The 20,547-nt window shown below is 72.1% G+C and carries 22 protein-coding genes; 20 read left to right on the top strand and 2 right to left on the bottom strand.

Annotated features, from left to right (window positions below):
* The coding region (locus ACFWM7_RS21095; RefSeq protein ID WP_383262822.1) for a [protein-PII] uridylyltransferase at window positions 1–2,371 on the top strand (2,371 nt) is incomplete at its 5' end.
* A gap of 132 nt (window positions 2,372–2,503) precedes the next feature.
* Window positions 2,504–4,051 carry a signal recognition particle protein gene (gene ffh, locus ACFWM7_RS21090; protein WP_383262821.1) on the top strand — a complete coding sequence of 516 codons (1,548 nt, stop codon included), beginning with the start codon at window positions 2,504–2,506 and terminating at the stop codon, window positions 4,049–4,051.
* A gap of 75 nt (window positions 4,052–4,126) precedes the next feature.
* On the opposite strand, the gene ACFWM7_RS21085 is transcribed toward ffh, so the two are convergent.
* Complete coding sequence (locus ACFWM7_RS21085) at window positions 4,127–5,011, bottom strand: methyltransferase domain-containing protein (protein ID WP_383262819.1); 885 nt, start codon at window positions 5,009–5,011, stop codon at window positions 4,127–4,129.
* Window positions 5,012–5,464: 453 nt separating this feature from the next.
* Between ACFWM7_RS21085 and ACFWM7_RS21080 the strand changes: the two genes are divergently transcribed.
* The 17 genes from ACFWM7_RS21080 (at window position 5,465) to ACFWM7_RS21000 (ending at window position 18,629) form a co-directional block, all read left to right on the top strand.
* A complete protein-coding gene (locus tag ACFWM7_RS21080) occupies window positions 5,465–6,055 on the top strand; it encodes a hypothetical protein (RefSeq protein WP_030587823.1) in 591 nt (196 codons plus the stop codon).
* A gap of 157 nt (window positions 6,056–6,212) precedes the next feature.
* Window positions 6,213–6,653 (top strand): 30S ribosomal protein S16, encoded by a 441-nt coding sequence (rpsP, locus tag ACFWM7_RS21075; protein ID WP_205080790.1) that lies wholly within the window; start codon window positions 6,213–6,215, stop codon window positions 6,651–6,653.
* Window positions 6,654–6,655: 2 nt separating this feature from the next.
* Window positions 6,656–6,895, top strand: coding sequence for an RNA-binding protein (locus ACFWM7_RS21070; RefSeq protein ID WP_003965959.1), 240 nt, complete (start codon window positions 6,656–6,658; stop codon window positions 6,893–6,895).
* Between the two features lie 117 nt (window positions 6,896–7,012).
* Window positions 7,013–7,624 carry a ribosome maturation factor RimM gene (rimM, locus tag ACFWM7_RS21065; RefSeq protein WP_383262816.1) on the top strand — a complete coding sequence of 204 codons (612 nt, stop codon included), beginning with the start codon at window positions 7,013–7,015 and terminating at the stop codon, window positions 7,622–7,624.
* On the top strand, window positions 7,624–8,445 hold the full coding sequence (trmD, locus tag ACFWM7_RS21060; protein WP_383262815.1) for a tRNA (guanosine(37)-N1)-methyltransferase TrmD: 822 nt from the start codon (window positions 7,624–7,626) through the stop codon (window positions 8,443–8,445). Before rimM ends, trmD begins: the two co-directional genes overlap by 1 nt.
* 130 nt (window positions 8,446–8,575) lie before the next feature.
* Complete coding sequence (gene rplS, locus ACFWM7_RS21055; protein ID WP_050358593.1) at window positions 8,576–8,926, top strand: 50S ribosomal protein L19; 351 nt, start codon at window positions 8,576–8,578, stop codon at window positions 8,924–8,926.
* 45 nt (window positions 8,927–8,971) lie between these two features.
* Window positions 8,972–9,742 (top strand): signal peptidase I, encoded by a 771-nt coding sequence (lepB, locus tag ACFWM7_RS21050; protein ID WP_383262812.1) that lies wholly within the window; start codon window positions 8,972–8,974, stop codon window positions 9,740–9,742.
* Window positions 9,735–10,811: a signal peptidase I gene (gene lepB / locus ACFWM7_RS21045; RefSeq protein ID WP_383262810.1), complete on the top strand. Its 1,077-nt coding sequence runs from the start codon at window positions 9,735–9,737 to the stop codon at window positions 10,809–10,811. The genes lepB (ACFWM7_RS21050) and lepB (ACFWM7_RS21045) overlap by 8 nt, the downstream gene beginning before the upstream one ends.
* Window positions 10,714–11,631 (top strand): signal peptidase I, encoded by a 918-nt coding sequence (gene lepB, locus ACFWM7_RS21040; RefSeq protein ID WP_383262831.1) that lies wholly within the window; start codon window positions 10,714–10,716, stop codon window positions 11,629–11,631. Before lepB (ACFWM7_RS21045) ends, lepB (ACFWM7_RS21040) begins: the two co-directional genes overlap by 98 nt.
* Window positions 11,632–11,682: 51 nt before the next feature.
* Complete coding sequence (gene lepB, locus ACFWM7_RS21035; RefSeq protein ID WP_383262808.1) at window positions 11,683–12,438, top strand: signal peptidase I; 756 nt, start codon at window positions 11,683–11,685, stop codon at window positions 12,436–12,438.
* Window positions 12,435–12,923: an NUDIX hydrolase gene (locus ACFWM7_RS21030; protein WP_383262807.1), complete on the top strand. Its 489-nt coding sequence runs from the start codon at window positions 12,435–12,437 to the stop codon at window positions 12,921–12,923. Before lepB (ACFWM7_RS21035) ends, ACFWM7_RS21030 begins: the two co-directional genes overlap by 4 nt.
* Before the next feature lie 64 nt (window positions 12,924–12,987).
* A complete protein-coding gene (locus ACFWM7_RS21025) occupies window positions 12,988–13,296 on the top strand; it encodes a DUF2469 domain-containing protein (protein WP_003965949.1) in 309 nt (102 codons plus the stop codon).
* A gap of 131 nt (window positions 13,297–13,427) precedes the next feature.
* On the top strand, window positions 13,428–13,787 hold the full coding sequence (locus tag ACFWM7_RS21020; RefSeq protein ID WP_383262806.1) for a YraN family protein: 360 nt from the start codon (window positions 13,428–13,430) through the stop codon (window positions 13,785–13,787).
* Window positions 13,787–15,409, top strand: coding sequence for a YifB family Mg chelatase-like AAA ATPase (locus ACFWM7_RS21015; RefSeq protein ID WP_383262804.1), 1,623 nt, complete (start codon window positions 13,787–13,789; stop codon window positions 15,407–15,409). Before ACFWM7_RS21020 ends, ACFWM7_RS21015 begins: the two co-directional genes overlap by 1 nt.
* Before the next feature lie 323 nt (window positions 15,410–15,732).
* Complete coding sequence (dprA, locus tag ACFWM7_RS21010; RefSeq protein WP_383262828.1) at window positions 15,733–16,845, top strand: DNA-processing protein DprA; 1,113 nt, start codon at window positions 15,733–15,735, stop codon at window positions 16,843–16,845.
* 254 nt (window positions 16,846–17,099) lie between these two features.
* Window positions 17,100–17,936: an RNA polymerase sigma factor WhiG gene (gene whiG, locus ACFWM7_RS21005; protein WP_205080768.1), complete on the top strand. Its 837-nt coding sequence runs from the start codon at window positions 17,100–17,102 to the stop codon at window positions 17,934–17,936.
* A gap of 135 nt (window positions 17,937–18,071) precedes the next feature.
* Complete coding sequence (locus tag ACFWM7_RS21000; RefSeq protein WP_029182420.1) at window positions 18,072–18,629, top strand: TetR/AcrR family transcriptional regulator; 558 nt, start codon at window positions 18,072–18,074, stop codon at window positions 18,627–18,629.
* Here the strand turns inward: ACFWM7_RS21000 and ACFWM7_RS20995 are convergent.
* Window positions 18,580–19,341, bottom strand: a complete 762-nt coding sequence (locus tag ACFWM7_RS20995; protein WP_383262802.1) for a murein hydrolase activator EnvC family protein — start codon at window positions 19,339–19,341, stop codon at window positions 18,580–18,582. The two genes, ACFWM7_RS21000 and ACFWM7_RS20995, sit on opposite strands and share 50 nt — an antisense overlap.
* A gap of 276 nt (window positions 19,342–19,617) precedes the next feature.
* Between ACFWM7_RS20995 and rpsB the strand changes: the two genes are divergently transcribed.
* Window positions 19,618–20,544: a 30S ribosomal protein S2 gene (gene rpsB / locus ACFWM7_RS20990; protein ID WP_383262801.1), complete on the top strand. Its 927-nt coding sequence runs from the start codon at window positions 19,618–19,620 to the stop codon at window positions 20,542–20,544.
* Window positions 20,545–20,547: the final 3 nt, after the last annotated feature.

Below are 20,547 nucleotides of genomic sequence, written 5' to 3'. Positions count from 1 at the left end.
GGGGTCCGGGCCGCCGCGCCGTGCGGCCCTCGCCCGCCTCACCGACGACTGGCTCACCGGCCTGTTCACCGCCGCCGCGACCCGCACCGGGGTGCGCGGCGCCGCCCTCGTCGCCGTCGGAGGCTACGGCCGCGGCGAGCTGTCCCCGCGCAGCGACCTCGACCTGCTCCTCCTCCACGACGGCAGCGCCGACGCGGCGGCCCTCGCCGCCCTCGCCGACGCCATCTGGTACCCCGTCTGGGACCTGGGCCTGGCCCTCGACCACTCCGTACGCACTCCCGGCGAGGCCCGGAAGACGGCGGGCGAGGACCTCAAGGTCCAGCTCGGCCTGCTGGACGCCCGCCCGGTCACAGGCGATCTCGGCCTCGTCGCCTCGCTGCGCACCGCGATCCTCGCCGACTGGCGCAACCAGGCCCCGGGGCGCCTCCCCGCCCTCCACGAGCTGTGCCAGGAACGCGCGGAGCGGATGGGCGAGCTCCAGTTCCTCCTGGAACCCGACCTGAAGGAGGCTCGCGGCGGCCTCCGCGACGCCACCGCCCTGCGCGCGGTCGCCGCCTCCTGGGTCGCCGACGCCCCGCGCGAAGGGCTCGACCGGGCCCGCCGCACCCTCCTCGACGCTCGCGACGCCCTCCACCTCACCACCGGGCGCGCCACCGACCGGCTCGCCCTCCAGGAACAGGACCAGGTCGCCCAGGCCCTCGGCCTCCTCGACGCCGACACCCTGCTGCGCCAGGTCTACGAGGCCGCGCGGACGGTCTCGTACGCCACCGACGTCACCTGGCGCGAGGTCAACCGGGTCCTGCGCGCCCGCTCGGTCCGCCCGAAGCTGCGCGCCATGCTCAGCGGCGGCCTCGGCTCCAAGCCCGCCCCCGAGCGCACCCCGCTCGCCGACGGTGTGGTGGACGCGGACGGCGAAGTGGTCCTCGCCCGCGCCGCCCGCCCCGAACGCGACCCGGTCCTCACCCTGCGCGCCGCCGCGGCCGCCGCCGAGGCCGGGCTCCCGCTCTCCCGCCACCTCGTACGCCACCTGGCGACCACCGCACAGCCGCTGCCGGTCCCGTGGCCCCCCGAGGCCCGCGAGGAACTCGTCACCCTGCTCGGCGCGGGGGAGGCCACCGTCGGCGTCTGGGAGGCGCTCGAAGCGGAAGGGATCATCACCCGGCTGCTGCCCGACTGGGAACGCGTCCACTGCCGCCCCCAGCGCAACCCCGTCCACACCTGGACCGTCGACCGGCACCTCGTGGAGACCGCCGTCCGCGCCGCCTCCCTCACCCGCCGCGTCCACCGCCCCGACCTCCTCCTGGTCGCGGCCCTCCTGCACGACATCGGCAAGGGCTGGCCCGGCGACCACTCGGTGGCCGGTGAGGTCATCGCCCGGGACATGGCCACCCGGATCGGCTTCGACAAGCACGACGTGGGCGTCATCGCCACCCTCGTACGCCACCATCTGCTGCTCGTCGACACCGCCACCCGGCGCGACCTCGACGACCCCGCCACCGTGCAGTCGGTCGCCGCCGCCGTCTCCACCGCCTCCACCCTGGAGCTGCTGCACGCCCTCACCGAGGCCGACGCGCTCGCCACCGGCCCCGCCGCCTGGTCCGCCTGGCGGGCCTCCCTCGTCGCCGACCTGGTCAAACGGGTCCAAGCCGTGCTCGCCGGGGAGCTCCCCGAGGAGCCCGAGGAAGAGGCGCCCAGCGCCGAGCAGGAACGCCTCACCATCGAGGCCCTGCGCACCGGCGAACCCGTCCTCGCCCTGCACACCCAGCCCGAGGAGCCCGCCGGCGACGGCGAAGTGGAACCCGTCGGCGTCGAACTCCTCATCGCCCTGCCCGACCGCCCCGGCGTCCTGCCCGCCGCCGCCGGAGTCCTCGCCCTGCACCGCCTCACCGTGCGCGCCGCCGACCTGCGCGCGGTGGAGCTGCCCAACGAGGTGGGGGAGAAGGCGGACCTGCTGCTGCTCAGCTGGCGGGTCGCCGCCGAGTACGGCTCCCTCCCGCAGGCCGCCCGCCTGCGCGCCGACCTCGTACGCGCCCTGGACGGATCCCTGGACATCCGGGCCCGCCTCGCCGAGCGCGAGGCCGCCTATCCGCGCAGGCGAGGCGTCAAGGCCCCGCCGCCCCGGGTCACCGTGGCCGCCGCGGGCTCCCGGCGCGCCACCGTCATCGAGGTCCGCGCCCAGGACGCCCCGGGCCTGCTGCACCGCATCGGCAACGCCCTGGAAGGGAGTGCCGTACGGGTGCTGAGCGCCCATGTCTCCACCCTCGGCGCCAACGCCGTGGACGCCTTCTACGTCACCGGGACCGACGACGAACCGCTCTCCCCGGCCCGGGCCGCCGAGGTCGCCCGGGAGGTCGAGAAGGCCCTCGGCTGACCCGCAGGACACTTCGCCGAAGCCCTCGCCCGGCTCCGTATCCGGGCGAGGGCTTGGTGTTCTCCGGGGGACCGATACCCTGGAGGGCGATTGACCAGCCCCCGACCCCGACCCTGAGGACCGACGAGCGCCGTGTTCGATACTCTCTCCGACCGCCTTAGCGCGACTTTCAAGAACCTCAGGGGCAAGGGCCGCTTGTCCGAGGCGGACATCGACGCCACGGCACGCGAGATCCGTATCGCCCTGCTGGAAGCCGACGTCGCCCTGCCCGTGGTCCGGGCCTTCATCGCCAACGTCAAGGAGCGGGCGCGCGGCGTCGAGGTCTCCCAGGCGCTGAACCCCGCCCAGCAGGTCGTCAAGATCGTCAACGAGGAGCTCGTCTCCATCCTCGGCGGCGAGACCCGGCGGCTGCGGTTCGCCAAGACCGCGCCCACCGTGATCATGCTCGCCGGCCTCCAGGGCGCCGGTAAGACGACGCTCGCCGGAAAGCTCGGCCTCTGGCTCAAGGGCCAGGGCCACTCCCCGCTGCTCGTCGCGTGTGACCTCCAGCGCCCCAACGCCGTCAACCAGCTGAGCGTCGTCGCCGAGCGCGCCGGCGTCGCGGTGTACGCCCCCGAGCCGGGCAACGGCGTCGGCGACCCGGTCCAGGTCGCCAAGGACTCCATCGAGTTCGCCAAGGCCAAGGTCCACGACATCGTCATCGTCGACACCGCCGGCCGCCTCGGCATCGACCAGGAGCTGATGCAGCAGGCCGCGGACATCCGCGACGCCGTCAGCCCCGACGAGATCCTCTTCGTCGTCGACGCGATGATCGGCCAGGACGCGGTCAACACCGCCGAGGCCTTCCGCGACGGCGTCGGCTTCGACGGCGTGGTGCTCTCCAAGCTCGACGGCGACGCCCGCGGTGGCGCGGCCCTGTCGATCGCCCACGTCACGGGCAAGCAGGTCATGTTCGCGTCGAACGGCGAGAAGCTGGAGGACTTCGACGCGTTCCACCCGGACCGGATGGCCTCCCGCATCCTCGACATGGGTGACCTGCTCACCCTGATCGAGCAGGCGGAGAAGACGTTCAGCCAGGAAGAGGCCGCCAAAATGGCCTCGAAGCTCCAGTCGAGCAAGGGTGGGAAGGACTTCACCCTCGACGACTTCCTGGCCCAGATGGAGCAGGTCCGCAAGATGGGCTCCATCTCCAAGCTGCTCGGAATGCTGCCCGGCATGGGGCAGATCAAGGACCAGATCAACAACATCGACGAGCGCGACATCGACCGCACCGCCGCGATCATCAAGTCGATGACCCCCAAGGAGCGCGCCGAGCCGACGCTCATCAACGGTTCGCGCCGGGCCCGTATCGCCAAGGGCTCGGGCGTCGAGGTCTCCGCGGTCAAGAGCCTGGTGGAGCGCTTCTTCGAGGCCCGCAAGATGATGTCGAAGATGGCCCAGGGCGGCGGGATGCCCGGGATGCCGGGGATGCCCGGCATGGGCGGCGGCCCCGGCCGTCAGAAGAAGCAGGTCAAGCAGGCCAAGGGCAAGCGCAAGAGCGGCAACCCCATGAAGCGCAAGGCCGAGGAGGCCGCCGCCGCGGAGCGCCGCGAGCAGGCGGCCCAGGGCGGCGCGTTCGGCCTGCCCGCCCAGGAGGACAAGAACTTCGAGCTGCCGGACGAGTTCAAGAAGTTCATGTAACGAGACCCGAGCAGCACGCGTAAGGGGCGCCCTTGAGAGAGGGCGCCCCTTACGTATGTCCTGAGGAGGGCTCGCTCAGGTCACGCAGACCAGATAGCGGAAGACGTTCGGCATCCACACCGTGCCGTCCTCCCGCCGGTACGGATGCAGGGCCTCCGCGACCTCCTTCTCCACCTGGGAGCGGTCCGTGGCCCGTACGGCGGCGTCGAAGAGGCCGGTGGACAGCAGCCCGCGCACCGCGCTGCCCACATCCGCGTACCCGAACGGGCAGGACACCCGCCCCGAACCGTCCGGCTTCAGCCCGGCCCGCGCCGCCACGTCCTCCAGGTCGTCCCGGAGCGTGGGCCGCCACCTGCCCGGTTCCGTACGGGGCGGACGCGCGGACTCCGCGAGCCGCGCGGCCACCCGCAGCACCGCCGCCGTGGCGCAGCGCTCGGGCGGGCCCCAGCTCGTCAGCACCACCGAGGCGCCCCGCACGGCCAGCGGCACGGCCGACCGCAGCGCCGGCACCAGCCCCTCGGAGTCCCCGGCCGCGCAGCCGATCGGCTCGAAGACCGTGATCAGGTTGTACGGAGCGCCGTCCGCGCCGGCGGGCGCGGGCCGCCCTTCCTCCAGCAGCCGGGCCCGGCGACGGGCCGGGTGCGGGGAGTGCGCGGGCGCGTCGTCCCAGCCGGCGTCGGGCAGCAGCCGCGCCCGGGCCAGCGCCAGGCGCTCCCGGTCGGAGTCCACACCCGTGACGTGCGCCCCCCGGGCCGCCGCGACGAGCATCGCGAGGCCCGAACCGCAGCCGAGGGACAGCATCCGGGTGGCGGCCCCCACTTCCATCCGGTCGTACACCGCCTCGTAGAGCGGCGCGAGCATGCGTTCCTGGATCTCGGCCCAGTCGCGTGCGCGGGTACCGGCGTCCGCCGGCGCGGAGGCGTCCGCGCCCAGCTGGTTCCGGACGAGCGTTGGTGTCATGGAAAGTGCCCCAATCCGCCAAGAGGTCGGTCGTGCCCGAGTGGACGTCCCCCGTGTGCGTGTGTTCCGCACCCCCGTAGCCAGAGAACTGCGCATCCGCCGTTCCGTCCAGGGGTTGTGGAACAGTGCTTGCGTGCCCCGGTCGTGCGCCCCGTCCCACGTCTGCTCTCCGACCAGTCTTACCCGACACCCCGCGCCGGGCACGTCGAGCGGGGTGAAGGGTAGTCTTCCGGGCGGATTCGTCAGGAGCGCGGGCCGCCCGCGCTCCTCACATCCGTAGCCGCCGGGCGTACCGCACGCTGTGCACCACCTTGGTGCGAGCTGTGCGCCTTCTCCGCAGTTCTGCGTACCCGCCCTCGTCCGGACGCATCAAGGGCAACTGACTGGTACGTGCAAATTATTTGGGATGCCCCGGAATAGGAACACCGGAGCACTCGGGCTCGTTGTCACGACGTGAGCACGACACCACCTGTACTTGCCGCAGAGCTGGCACAGGCGTGGGCCGACATTCAGCGGTACCACCCCGAGCTGCCCGATCTTGCCGCGCCCGAGTCCCTGATCGGAGAGTCCTCGTCCGCCTGTGGCGCCGAGCTCTCCTTCGAGCGACTGCTCCACGAGGCAGTCCACGGCATCGCCGCCGCGAGAGGAGTCCGAGACACCTCCCGCGCCGGCCGCTACCACAACCGACGCTTCCTCGCGATCGCCGAGGAGCTGGGCCTCGATCATGCCGAGGAACCCCACCCCAGCAGCGGATTCTCGCTGGTCACGCTGAATCCGGAAGCCAAGCGCCGGTACCGTCCGACCACCGAACGGCTGCAGCGCGCCCTCAAGGCGCACACCGTCGCCACCGCCGCCGACACCAAGCGCTCCTTCCGCGGACCTGCCGCCCGGCACGGTTCCTCCGGGGGCGGCGTGCGGGTCAAGGCCGTCTGCGACTGCGGACGCAACGTCCGCGTCGTCCCGTCGGTCCTGGCGCAGGCGCCGATCGTCTGCGGCGGCTGCGGCAAGCCGTTCCGGATCCCGGAAGCGGTCGCGGTGGGGTGAGCCGATGGCGTGTGGCACAATGGCTAGCTGTACTCGACAGCCGCACAGGACCCCTCTCTCCTCCGGCTGACGCGTCCATCGGGCACTCCGAGTACCGCAACCCCACGTGGCATCTAGTTGTGCCCAACCACGTCAGAGACCAGGAGACACCACTTCCGTGGCAGTCAAGATCAAGCTGAAGCGTCTGGGCAAGATCCGTTCGCCTCACTACCGCATCGTCGTCGCCGACTCCCGTACCCGCCGTGACGGCCGGGCCATCGAGGAGATCGGCCTGTACCACCCGGTGCAGAACCCCTCGCGCATCGAGGTCAACTCGGAGCGTGCGCAGTACTGGCTGTCCGTCGGCGCCCAGCCGACCGAGCCGGTTCTCGCGATCCTGAAGCTCACCGGTGACTGGCAGGCCCACAAGGGCCTCCCGGCCCCCGCGCCGCTGCTGCAGCCGGAGCCCAAGGCTGACAAGCGCGCGCTGTTCGAGGCGCTGTCCTCGGACGGCGACGAGGCCAAGGGTGAGGCCATCACCCCCAAGGCCAAGAAGTCCGACAAGAAGGCGGACGAGGCGGCTGACGCTGCCGCGTCCACCGAGTCGACCGAGGCTTGAGCATGCTCGAGGAGGCTCTCGAGCACCTCGTGAAGGGCATCGTCGACAACCCCGACGACGTGCAGGTTGCCGAGCGCACCCTGCGTCGCGGGCGCGTGCTGGAGGTCCGGGTGCACCCCGACGACCTCGGCAAGGTCATCGGCCGTAACGGCCGCACCGCTCGCGCTCTGCGTACGGTCGTGGGTGCCATCGGCGGCCGCGGTATCCGCGTCGACCTCGTCGATGTGGACCAGGTTCGCTGATCAGCGAGTTGAACACCGGCCAGGGCCGGGGAGGGCCTTCGGGCCGTCCCCGGCCTTTGTCGTCGGCCACCCGGACGGTTCCCCTCCCCGTCCGCACCCCATCAATCGGAGAACAGCGTGCAGTTGGTAGTCGCGCGGATCGGCCGCGCCCACGGCATCAAGGGCGAGGTCACCGTCGAGGTACGAACGGACGAGCCCGAACTGCGGCTCGGACCCGGCGCGGTCCTGGCCACCGAACCGGCGGAGACGGGTCCGCTGACAATCGAGACGGGCCGGGTCCACAGCGGCAGGCTCCTGCTGCGCTTCGAGGGCGTACGCGACCGCACCGCCGCCGAAGCTCTGCGCAACACCCTGCTCATCGCCGAGGTGGACCCGGAGGAACTGCCCGAGGAGGAGGACGAGTTCTACGACCACCAGCTGATCGACCTCGACGTCGTCCTCGCCGACGGCACGGAGATCGGCCGGATCACCGAGATCTCCCACCTGCCCTCGCAGGACCTGTTCATCGTGGAGCGCCCCGACGGCAGCGAGGTGATGATCCCCTTCGTCGAGGAGATCGTCACCGAGATCGACCTGGAGGAGCAGCGCGCGGTCATCACCCCGCCGCCCGGCCTGATCGACGAGAGCGAGGCCGTGATCGCCTCCTCCCGCGACGAGGAGACCGGCGATGCGGCCGCCGGGGACGCTGCCTCCGGGGACGCGGGCCAGGCGCCGAAGGGCGACGCCTGATGCGGCTCGACGTCGTCACGATCTTCCCGGAGTACCTGGAACCGCTGAACGTCTCCCTGGTCGGCAAGGCCCGCGCCCGTGGCGTGCTGGACGTCCACGTCCACGACCTGCGGGAGTGGACGTACGACCGGCACAACACGGTCGACGACACCCCCTACGGCGGCGGACCCGGCATGGTCATGAAGACCGAGCCCTGGGGCGACGCCCTGGACGAGTCCCTGGCCGACGGCTACGAGGCCGGGGCGCACTCCCCGGTACTCGTCGTGCCCACGCCCAGCGGGCGGCCGTTCACCCAGGAACTCGCCGTCGAACTCTCCGCCGAGCCCTGGCTGCTCTTCACTCCGGCGCGGTACGAGGGCATCGACCGCCGGGTGATCGACGAGTACGCCACCCGGCTACGGGTGGTCGAGGTCTCCATCGGGGACTACGTACTGGCCGGCGGGGAAGCGGCCGTCCTGGTGATCACCGAGGCCGTGGCCCGGCTGCTGCCCGGCGTCCTCGGCAACGCCGAGTCCCACCGGGACGACTCCTTCGCCCCGGGCGCGATGGCCAACCTCCTGGAGGGCCCCGTCTACACCAAGCCGCCGGAGTGGCGCGGCCGGTCCATCCCGGACGTCCTACTCAGCGGCCATCACGGGAAGATCGCGCGCTGGCGGCGGGACCAGGCCTTCGCCCGTACCGCCCTCAACCGCCCCGATCTGATCGAGCGGTGCGAGGCGAGCGCCTTCGACAAGAAGGACCGCGAGATCCTCTCCATCCTCGGCTTCGCACCGGAGCCCGGCGGCCGATTTTGGCGCAGGCCCAACGCCGTGGAACAATAGGCCGCTGCTGTACGTCCGGTGTGCGCCCCTGCCACAGGGGGAAAGACGCCCGCCCGACGCGATCAGCACTCCGAACTCTTCAACGACATTCCGTCGATGACCTGTGGCATCGGCGAAGAAAGCAGAAATCATGACCTCCCTGCTCGATGGCGTCAACGCCGCCACCCTCCGTTCGGACGTCCCGGCGTTCCGCCCCGGTGACACCGTCAACGTCCACGTGCGCGTGATCGAGGGCAACCGCTCCCGTATCCAGCAGTTCAAGGGTGTTGTCATCCGCCGCCAGGGCTCGGGCGTCAGCGAGACCTTCACGGTCCGCAAGGTCTCCTTCTCCGTCGGCGTCGAGCGGACCTTCCCGGTGCACAGCCCGATCTTCGAGAAGATCGAGCTCGTCACCCGCGGTGACGTCCGCCGCGCCAAGCTGTACTTCCTCCGTGAGCTGCGCGGCAAGGCCGCGAAGATCAAGGAGAAGCGCGACAACTGAGCTGCCGCCCGCGTTCACAGCGTGGCCGGATAAGCTTCGGCCGCGATGGACACGCAAGCACAGCACTCGGAGCGCGACCGCTCCTCGGAACCCGACGCGGGATCCGGGGAGGGGTCGCGCTTTTCGCGTACGCGGGCCCGCGTCGCCTCCGCGCTGTCCTGGCGGCGGGTGCTCGCCGGGGCGGTCCTGGCCACCGTCGCCCTGCTGCTGTTCAGCTCCTACGTGGTCCAGCCCTTCCTGATCCCCAGCCGCTCGATGGAGCCCACGCTGCAGGTCGGTGACCGGGTGCTGGTGAACAAGCTGGCGTACCGTTTCGGCGCCGAGCCCCGACGCGGCGACGTGGTGGTCTTCGACGGCACGGGATCGTTCGTACGGGAGGACCTCGACGCGAACCCCCTGACCGGGCTGGTGCGCGGGGCGGCGGCCTCCCTGGGGCTCGCGGAGCCCGCCGACACGGACTTCGTGAAGCGGGTGGTGGGCGTGGGCGGCGACCGCGTGGTCTGCTGCGACGCGCGGGGGAGGCTGGCGGTCAACGGCACCGTGGTCGACGAGCCGTATCTGTACCCCGGTGACACCGCTTCCCGGGTGCCCTTCGACATCGTGGTGTCCGTCGGCACCCTCTGGATGATGGGCGACCACCGCAGCCGCTCCAGCGACTCCCGGGACCACCTCGGATCGCCCGGCGGCGGGATGGTCCCCGTCGAGCGGGTGACCGGCCGGGTGGACTGGCTGGGCTGGCCGCCCGCCCGGGTCGGCTCGCTGGCCGGGACCGGCGCCTTCGGTGACGTACGGGCGCCCGGCGCGGCGCATGGGTAACCGCGGACGCCCGCGCGGCGCGTCCGACCCCCGCGCGTCCCTGCCGACCGGGACCAGGCCGACCGCGCCGCGCTCGCTGCCCACCCGGGCGGAGCGCCGCAAGCTCGCCAAGAAGGTCCGACGCAAGCGCCGCAGGTCCGCGGTGAAGGAGATACCCGTCCTCGTCGTCGTGGCGCTGCTGATCGCGCTCGTCCTGAAGACGTTCCTGGTCCAGGCGTTCGTCATCCCGTCCGGGTCGATGGAACAGACCATCCGGATCGGCGACCGGGTGCTCGTCGACAAACTGACCCCGTGGTTCGGGTCGAAGCCGCAGCGCGGCGACGTCGTGGTCTTCAAGGATCCCGGCGGCTGGCTCCAGCAGGAGAACCCCGGGCAGAAGAAGGACCCGCCGATCGGCGTCAAGCAGGCCACCGAGCTGCTGACCTTCATCGGGCTGCTGCCGTCCGACGACGAGCAGGACCTGATCAAGCGGGTCATCGCGGTCGGCGGCGACACCGTGAAGTGCTGCGGCGAGGACGGCCGGGTCACCGTCAACGGCGTACCGCTGGCCGAGACGTACCTCCACCCCGACGACCGGCCCTCGACCATCTCGTTCGAGGTGAAGGTCCCCGAGGGGCGGCTCTTCGTGATGGGGGACCACCGGTCCGACTCCGCCGACTCCCGCTTCCACCTCGACGAACCCGACCGGGGCACGGTCTCCGAGGAGGAGGTCGTGGGGCGGGCCGTCGTGATCGCCTGGCCGTTCGGCCACTGGAGCACCCTTGAGGAACGCGACGCCTTCACCGCGGTCCCGGACTCGCGCACAGCGGAGGCAGCGGCTCCGGCCCCGTCGAATAGTGTGGCACCTCCGGATCGCGATGGAATGGTCCGGCTCCCGACCCCTGCGGAACTCCCGCTCGTTATGGGAGTGGTGGGCCTGCGTCTGATGGGGCGCGGGCAGTGGCACGTATTGAGGAGTGGATGTGGGGGATTTGGCGGTCGGCGCACGATCCGGACACGACGAACCCGAGGACCGGCCGGAGCGCGACGAGTCTCCCGCGGGCGGGGCGGCGGTCCCGCCGGAGGGTGAGGGCCATCCCCCGGGCGGCGACGGCGACAACCCGGGCGGCGACGGTGGCAGGCGTCCCAAGAAGCAGCGTTCCTTCTGGCTGGAGCTGCCGCTGCTCGTCGGCATCGCCCTGATCCTGGCGCTGCTGATCAAGACGTTCCTGGTCCAGGCGTTCTCGATCCCCTCGGACTCCATGCAGAACACCCTGCAGCGGGGCGACCGGGTGCTGGTCGACAAGCTGACCCCGTGGTTCGGCTCGGAGCCGGAGCGCGGCGAGGTCGTGGTCTTCCACGACCCGGGCGGCTGGCTGGAGGACACCGCGACCCCGGAGCCCAACGCGGTGCAGAAGTTCCTGAGCTTCATCGGCCTGATGCCGTCCTCCGAGGAGAAGGACCTGATCAAGCGGGTCATCGCGGTCGGCGGCGACACCGTGGAGTGCAAGGAGAACGGCCCGGTCACGGTCAACGGGAAGAGCCTGGACGAGAAGTCGTTCATCTTCCCCGGGAACACCCCGTGCAACGACAAGCCCTTCGGGCCGATCAAGGTGCCCGACGGCCGGATCTTCGTCATGGGCGACCACCGGCAGAACTCCCTGGACTCGCGCTACCACCAGGAGCTCCCGGGACAGGGCACGGTCTCCAACGACGAGGTCGTCGGCCGCGCCGTCGTCGTCGCCTGGCCGCTGGGCCGCTGGTCGACCCTTCCGGTCCCCGACACCTTCGACCAGCCCGGCCTGAACGCGGCCGCCGCGATGGCGCCGGCGGCACTGGGCGTAGCCGGAGCGGTGCCCCTCGTGTTGTGGCGCCGCCGGAGGCTGACCGCCGGGCGTACCGCCGGGTAGGGTGCCGACTCGGATCAGCGATTGTCGATCTCCGACGGGGGGAGCGCTGGGATGAGCGGTACGGGAAGCAAGGAAGACGGCCGCGGCCGGCTCGGCGCCATGGTGTCGGGCCTCGCCGTGGCCGTCGGCTGTGTGCTCTTCCTCGGCGGTTTCGCCTGGGCGGCGGTGGTCTACCAGCCGTACACGATCCCGACCGACTCCATGTCACCCACGGTGACCCCCGGCGACCGGGTGCTGGCCGAGCGGATAGACGGAGCCGACGTCCGGCGCGGTGACGTGGTGGTCTTCACCGATCAGGTCTGGGGCGCCACACCGATGGTGAAGCGGGTCGTCGGGGTCGGCGGCGACAAGGTCGCCTGTTGCGACCGGGAGGGCCGGCTCACCGTCAACGGGACCCCCGTCGACGAGCCGTACCTCGATCGCGGCTCGGCCGCCGCGAGCGGGAAGGCGCCCGCCTCGCCCCAGGACTTCTCCGCCACCGTGCCCCGGGGCCAGATCTTCCTCCTCGGCGACGAACGTGCCACCTCCCTGGACTCCCGGGTCCACCTCCAGGACGCCGGCGAGGGCTCCGTACCGCTGAGCGCCGTGCAGGCCCGGGTGGACGCGGTGGCCTGGCCGATGGACGGCATGATCGACCGCCCCTCCTCGTTCGCCGCGCTGCCCGGCGGGGTGTCCGCCGCCGGGCCCCTGCCGCTCCAGCTGGGCGCGATCCTGGTGGGGGTGGTGCTGATCCTCTTCGGGGCGGTGTACGGGCCCGTGGCGGCGCGCCTGGGCCGTCGCGGGACGACGGCCGGAGCGGCCCGGTGACCACCGTGGCCCGCAAGGTCGCCCGCGTGGTCCTCCTGGACCCCGACGACCGCGTGCTGCTCCTGCACGGCCATGAGCCGGACGACCACGCGGACACCTGGTGGTTCACCCCGGGCGGCGGCCTCGAGGGCGACGAGACCCGGGAGCAGGCGGCCCGCCGGGAGCTCGCCGAGGAGACCGGGATCACGGAGATCGAGCTGGGCCCGCTGCTCTGGACCCGGATCTGCTCCTTCCCGTTCGACGGACGCCGCTGGAACCAGGACGAGTGGTACTACCTGGCCCGTACGACGCGGATCGCCACGGCCCCGCAGGGCCTCACCGACCTGGAACTGCGCAGCGTCGCCGGTCTGAGGTGGTGGACTTCCGCCGAACTGCTCGCGACGCGTGAGACGGTGTACCCGACCAGACTCGCCGAGCTGCTGCGCACGCTCCTCGACGAGGGCCCCCCGCGTGATCCGCTGGTTCTGGCCCCCGAAATCGTCTAATCGTTCAGGGGCGCCGGAGGCTGACGCACAATGGGGGCACGCACGGCTGAAGGGGAAACATGCCATGAGCGCCGAGGACCTCGAGAAGTACGAGACCGAGATGGAGCTGAAGCTCTACCGGGAGTACCGCGATGTCGTCGGTCTGTTCAAATATGTGATCGAGACCGAACGGCGCTTCTACCTCACCAACGACTACGAGATGCAGGTGCACTCCGTCCAGGGTGAGGTTTTCTTCGAGGTGTCCATGGCGGACGCCTGGGTCTGGGACATGTACCGGCCTGCGAGGTTCGTCAAGCAGGTCCGCGTGCTGACCTTCAAGGACGTCAACATCGAAGAGCTCAACAAGAGCGATCTGGAACTTCCGGGGGGCTGACCCCGCGCGTTGCAGTGAGCAGCCCGGTCACCCGTGTGGGTGGCCGGGTTTTCCACATCCGCGGAGTTGTCCACCAAGATCCACATCTTTCGGCGGGCCGGGTCACAGTCGGTGCCGGAGGTGGTGCCGATATGAACGCACGGGGGGCACTCGGGCGGTATGGCGAGGATCTGGCGGCGCGGCTGCTGGCCGAAGCCGGGATGACGGTGGTCGAGCGCAACTGGCGCTGTCGCGCCGGAGAGATCGACATCGTGGCCAGGGACGGTGACGCCCTGGTCTTCTGCGAGGTGAAGACGCGCAGGTCCGACGCTTTTGAACACCCCATGGCGGCGGTCGGCCCGGTCAAGGCCGACCGGCTGCGGCGGCTCGCCGAGATCTGGCTCGACCGGCACGGCGGGTCACCGCCCGGCGGGGTCCGTATCGACCTGATCGGGGTGATCGTGCCCCGACGCGGAGCCCCGGTCACGGAGCACGCCCGGGGGGTGTCCTGATGGGCTTCGCGCGAGCGTGTTCCGTGGCGCTGGTCGGCGTCGAGGGCGTGGTGGTGGAGGTCCAGGCGGACCTGGAGCCGGGGGTGGCGGCCTTCACCCTGGTCGGACTGCCGGACAAGAGCCTGGTCGAGAGCCGGGACCGGGTGCGGGCCGCCGTGGTCAATTCCGGGGCCGAGTGGCCGCAGAAGAAGCTCACGGTCGGACTCTCCCCGGCCTCGGTCCCCAAGAGCGGTTCGGGCTTCGACCTCGCAGTCGCCTGTGCGGTCCTCGGCGCGGCGGAGCGGATCGACCCCGCCGCGATCGCCGATGTGGTGATGATCGGCGAGCTGGGTCTGGACGGCCGGGTCCGTCCCGTGCGGGGCGTGCTGCCCGCCGTCCTCGCGGCCGCCGAAGCGGGGTACGAACAGGTGGTCGTCCCCGAGCAGACGGCCGGGGAGGCTGCCCTGGTGCCGGGGGTCTCGGTCCTCGGCGTCCGGAGCCTGCGCCAGCTCATCGCCGTCCTGTGCGACGAGCCGGTGCCCGACGAGCCCGTCGACGGCCAGGGGCGCCCCGACGCCATGCTGGCCGGACTAGTGATCCCCGGCACCGGCCTCGGTACGGGACTCGCGCCGGCCGCCGCGCGGGGCGACGTGCACCGGCCGGACCTGGCGGACGTCGCGGGGCAGCCACGGCCGCGCCAGGCCCTGGAGGTGGCCGCGGCCGGCGGACACCATCTGCTGTTCACCGGCCCGCCGGGGGCGGGCAAGACCATGCTGGCCGAACGGCTGTCGGCCGTCCTGCCGCCGCTGACCCGGCAGGAATCCCTCGAAGTGACGGCGGTCCACTCCGTGGCGGGCATCCTCCCCCCGGGTGAACCACTCGTCTCCCGGGCGCCCTACTGCGCTCCGCACCACTCGGCGACCATGCAGTCCCTGGTGGGCGGCGGGAACGGGATGCCGAGGCCGGGCGCGGTCTCGCTGGCTCACCGAGGCGTGCTCTTCCTCGACGAGGCCCCCGAATTCTCGGGCAAGGCCCTGGACGCGCTGCGCCAGCCGCTGGAGTCGGGCCATGTGGTGGTCGCGCGGGCGGCGGGAGTGGTGCGGCTGCCCGCCCGGTTTCTGATGGTGCTGGCGGCCAATCCGTGTCCCTGCGGCCGCCACACGCTCACCGGCGCGGGCTGCGAGTGCCCGCCCTCGGTGGTCCGCCGCTACCAGGCGCGCCTGTCCGGGCCGCTGCTCGACCGGGTGGACCTGCGGGTCGAGGTGGAGCCGGTCGACCGAGCGGACCTCCTGGGCCAGGGCAGCCGGGGCGAGTCGACGGCCGTCGTCGCCGCACGGGTGCGGGACGCCAGGGCGCGGGCGGCCGAGCGGCTGGCCGGCACCCCGTGGGCCACGAACAGCGAGGTGCCGGGTCACGAGCTACGGACCAGGCTGCTCGCGGCCCCGGGGGCGCTGGCGGCGGCGGAGCGGGACCTGGAACGCGGAATCCTCACGGCCCGGGGCTTGGACCGGGTGCTGCGGGTCGCCTGGACCGTGGCGGACCTACGGGGCGCCGACCGCCCGGACGCCTCGGACGTGGCGGTCGCGCTGGAGCTGCGGACGGGCATCCAGCGCGGGGTGCCGATGGGGGTGGGGGAGCGGTGACCGGGGCGACGGGGGAGCGGGGGCACGGGGCGGGGCCGGGCGGGGGGCTGGGTTCTGGCCCGGACCGAAAGCACGGCCCGGGCCCGGAGCACGGCCCGCACCGGGAGCACGGCCCGCACCGGGAGCACGGCCCGCACCGGGAGCACGGCCCGCACCGAAAGCACGGCCCGGGCCCGGAGCACGGCCCGCACCGGGAGCGCGGGCCCGGCCGGGGTGGCGACTGTGACTGGCGGGACCTGGACCTGGAACGGGCTCCGGACCTGGAACGGGCCCAGGACCCGGGCCGGGAGGCGGAGCGGGTGGCCAGGGCCGCGTTGACGCGGGTGCTGGAGCCGGGGGACGAGCGTGCCGGGCGGTGGTTGCGGCTCACCGGGCCGGTCGAGCTGATGCGGCGGCTCACCGTCGAGGACGGCTCCGCCGAGAAGCTGCCGGGGATGACCGCCGCGCGGCTCGGGGGCTACCGGCTGCGGGCGGCCGCCGCCGAGCCGGGGCGGGATCTGGCCGCGGTCGCCGCGGTGGGCGGGCGCTTCGTCTGCCCGGGGGACCGGGAGTGGCCGAGCCAGCTGGACGACCTGGGCGACGCGCGGCCCGTCGGTCTCTGGGTGCGGGGGCGGCCCGACCTGCGGCTGTGGTCCCTGCGCTCGGTCGCGGTCGTCGGCGCGAGGGCCTGCACCCCGTACGGGGCGCATATGGCGGCGACCCTCGGCTCCGGGCTCGCGGAGCGCGGCTGGGTGGTGGTGTCGGGGGCCGCGTTCGGTGTGGACGGCGCCGCCCACCGCGGCGCGCTGGCCGCGGGCGGGGCCACGACGGCGGTGCTGGCCTGCGGCGTCGACGTCCCCTACCCGCGCGGGCACGCCGAGTTGCTCGGGCGGATAGCCCAACAGGGGCTCATCGTCGCCGAGTTGCCGCCGTCCGCACACCCCACCCGCAGCCGGTTCATCCTGCGCAACCGCGTCATCGCCGCGCTGACCAGGGGCACGGTCGTGGTCGAAGCCGAATACCGCAGCGGTTCGCTGGCCACCGCCCGCCAGGCGCAACGGTTGGGCCGCTGCTCCATGGGGGTGCCCGGGCCGGCCACCAGTGGGCTCTCGGCAGGGGTGCATGAGCTCTTGCGCGGCGAGGGCGTCCTCGTCACCGACGCGGACGAAGTGGTCGAGCTGGTCGGGGACATCGGCGACCTCCCGCCGGTCCGCCGGGGTCCGGTGCTGCCCAGGGACCACCTGGACGCGGTCACCGCGCGGGTCCTCGACGCGCTCCCGTACCACGGGGTCACCCATCCCCGTGACCTCGCCCGCACCGCGGGGGCCTCCGCCGACGAAACGCTCGGTCGACTGTACGAACTGCACTCACTGGGGTTCGTCGAACGCGAAGGCGACGGCTGGCGGTTGACGCCTCCTCCGGTACGCAACGACAACGCGCGGCGAGGCGATACTTGACCTGGAGCATTCGGGTGAAAAGGTAAGGCCGATGACCTCGCACGATCGATCGGTGACCTGTTCGGAAGCCGCGCCCACGGCGACGGGCCCGGCCTCCGGCAGGCGCGGGCGGCGTGGACGGCGAGACGCGATCACGCGGCAGGGAACTCCCGTCCTGCGCGGACTGCGACGCCACAGTCACGCTACGCTCACAAGGATTCCGCCCCAGACAAAAGTCCCCCAGCACTTCACGGCAGAACGGCTCAAGGCACCACATGCCCCAGCACACCTCCGGGTCTGACCGCGCGGCAGTACCACCGGTTGCGCGTGGCACTGTGCGCCCTCCCGCTCCCTCCTCCCTCGACGAGTTGTGGCGTTCGTACAAGACCACGGGCGACGAACGGCTGCGGGAGCAGCTGATCCTGCACTACTCGCCGCTCGTGAAGTACGTCGCGGGCCGGGTGAGCGTGGGGCTGCCTTCCAACGTCGAGCAGGCCGACTTCGTCTCCTCCGGGGTCTTCGGACTGATCGACGCCATCGAGAAGTTCGACATCGAACGGGCCATCAAGTTCGAGACGTACGCGATCACCAGGATCCGCGGCGCGATGATCGACGAACTCCGGGCCCTGGACTGGATCCCCCGGTCCGTCCGGCAGAAGGCGCGCAACGTGGAGCGCGCGTACGCCACGCTGGAGGCGCAGTTCCGGCGTACGCCCTCGGAGGCCGAGGTCGCCTCGGAGATGGGCATCGCGCTGGAGGAACTGCACGCGGTTTTCAGCCAGTTGTCCCTGGCGAACGTGGTCGCCCTGGAGGAGTTGCTGCATGTCGGCGGCGAGGGCGGCGACCGGCTGAGCCTGATGGACACCCTGGAGGACACCGCCGCCGACGACCCGGTGGAGGTCGCCGAGGACCGTGAGCTGCGAAGACTGCTCGCCCGGGCCATCAACACCCTCCCCGACCGTGAGAAGACGGTGGTGACCCTCTACTACTACGAGGGCCTCACCCTCGCGGAGATCGGCAACGTCCTCGGGGTGACCGAGAGCCGGGTCAGCCAGATCCACACCAAGTCCGTGCTCCAGCTCCGGGCGAAGCTGGCCGACGCCGGCCGCTGACTTCTCGCGAAGCCCCCTTCCCGGCCCTCCCCGGCGTTTGCCGACGCTCTCCGGCCATCCGATCGGCGGCCGCGCCCTTCCTCCGCACGCCTGCCGCCGTAGAGTGGATGCGTGCCCAGGATTCGAGCGGCCTCCGTGGCCGAGCACCGGACCATGCAGCGCGGCGCCCTCCTGGACGCCGCGCGCTCCCTGCTGTCCGAGGGCGGTACGGAGGCGCTGACCTTCCCCGCCCTCGCCGAGCGTACGGGCCTCGCCCGGTCCTCCGTGTACGAGTACTTCCGCTCCCGTGCCGCCGTCGTCGAGGAGCTGTGCGCCGTCGACTTCCCCGTCTGGGCGGCCGAGGTCGAGAACGCCATGCAGCGCGCCGAGACGCCCGAGGCGAAGATCGAGGCGTATGTGCGGCGGCAGCTCGACCTCGTCGGGGACCGCCGTCACCGCGCGGTCGTCGCGATCTCCGCGAGCGAGCTGGACGCGGGCGCCCGGGAGAAGATCCGGGCCGCGCACGGCGGGCTGATCGCCATGATCGTCGAAGCGCTCGGCGACCTGGGCCACACCCAGCCGAGGCTGGCGGCCATGCTCCTCCAGGGTTCGGTCGACGCCGCCGTGCGCCGTATCGAACTGGGTGTCGCGGAGGAGCCGGGCGTCATCGCCGACACCGCCGTCGCGATGGTCCTGCGCGGTGTGAGCGGCTGACCCGGCCCCACCCTCTGAGGTTCGCCTCCGCCTCGACCTCCGCCTGCGGGCCCGGCTCCGGTACCCCGAACACCGGCAGCAGCCGCGAAGGGCCTCTTCGCAGCAGTGCGGGCGGCAGCAGCGAGAGCGGGTCCAGATAGGCGTCCTCGCGCCGCAGCCCCCAGTGCAGGCAGCCCGCCGCGCAGTGGAACGGCCCCTCCTCCAGCACCCCGACCGGCTGCCCCGCGCGCACGTTCGCGCCCTTCTCGACCAGCGCCCGCACCGGCTCGTACGTGGTGCGCAGCGGCGGCGAACCGCTGTCGGCCACCTCGATGGCGAGCACCCCGCGCCCCGCCACCCGCCCCGCGAACGACACCCGGCCATCGGTGGCCGCAAGCACCCGGGCGTCCGGCCCCGCCGCCAGGTCCACGCCGCGGTGGCCGGGCCCGTACGGACCGGCGGGCGGCTCCCATCCCCGTAACACCGAAGGTCTCCCCGCCAGCGGCCAGCTCCGGGCGCCGGCGTCGGCATCGGCGACCGGACCCGGACCCGGAGCCTTGGGCGCGGACGCCGCGGCGCCGGTCGGAACGACGGCGCCGGCCCGTAGCGACGGTCCTCCCGGCGTGGGCGGTGCGTCGCCGGGGAGCAGCGCGTACAGCAGAACCCCCAGAAGCAGGAGCGGCAGCAGGGGTCGGTGAATGGGGGAGCGGCGTGGGCCGGGCTGATGGCGCATGCCGCCACCATGTCCCGGAGGCCGGGATTCCGGGGATCATGGACCGTTCCTGTGGACTACTCGCCGGTTGTGGACATCGCCGTCACCCGGCACCCGACCGGTCCCGTACACTTCTTACGGCGATCCGGGTCACCGGGTCGACTTCGCACGCCCCGCCACCTCCCTCTTCGCGGAGGTGGCCGCGCTCCTCGGTCCCTCGTGGCACGGCGCGTCGGGGCGTCAGGCGCGAACGCAAACCTGCGGTCGCGATAACCGAGTACCTCAAGGAGTACGGCCATGGCCGTCGTCACGATGCGGGAGCTGCTGGAAAGCGGCGTCCACTTCGGTCACCAGACCCGTCGCTGGAACCCGAAGATGAAGCGCTTCATCTTCACCGAGCGCAACGGCATCTACATCATCGACCTGCTCCAGTCGCTGTCGTACATCGACCGCGCCTACGAGTTCGTCAAGGAGACCGTCGCCCACGGCGGCTCCATCATGTTCGTGGGTACGAAGAAGCAGGCCCAGGAGGCCATCGCCGAGCAGGCGACGCGCGTCGGCATGCCGTACGTCAACCAGCGTTGGCTCGGTGGCATGCTCACCAACTTCTCCACCGTCTACAAGCGCCTTCAGCGTCTGAAGGAGCTCGAGCTCATCGACTTCGAGGACGTGGCCGCCTCCGGCCTCACCAAGAAGGAGCTCCTGGTCCTCTCGCGCGAGAAGGCCAAGCTGGAGAAGACCCTCGGTGGTATCCGCGAGATGCAGAAGGTGCCCAGCGCCGTCTGGATCGTCGACACCAAGAAGGAGCACATCGCCGTCGGTGAGGCGCGCAAGCTCCACATCCCGGTCGTCGCGATCCTCGACACCAACTGCGACCCCGACGAGGTCGACTACAAGATCCCGGGCAACGACGACGCGATCCGCTCCGTCACCCTGCTCACCCGCGTGATCGCCGACGCCGTCGCCGAGGGCCTCATCGCCCGTTCCGGTGCCGCCACCGGTGACTCGAAGCCGGGCGAGAAGGCCGCCGGCGAGCCGCTGGCCGAGTGGGAGCGCGACCTGCTCGAGGGCGACAAGAAGGACGAGTCCGCGGCTGCCGCCGAGGTCCAGTCCTCCGCCGAGACCGAGAAGGTCGCCGACGCCGAGAAGCCGGCCGAGGCCGTCGCCGAGGCCGAGGCCGCTGTCGAGGCCCCGGCCGCCGACGCGGACGCCGAGCAGGCCTGACAC

Source organism: Streptomyces sp. NPDC058375 (genome assembly GCF_042723425.1).
GTDB classification, from domain to species: Bacteria; Actinomycetota; Actinomycetes; order Streptomycetales; family Streptomycetaceae; genus Streptomyces; species Streptomyces durocortorensis.
This window is presented reverse-complemented; position numbering and strand designations above follow the sequence as displayed.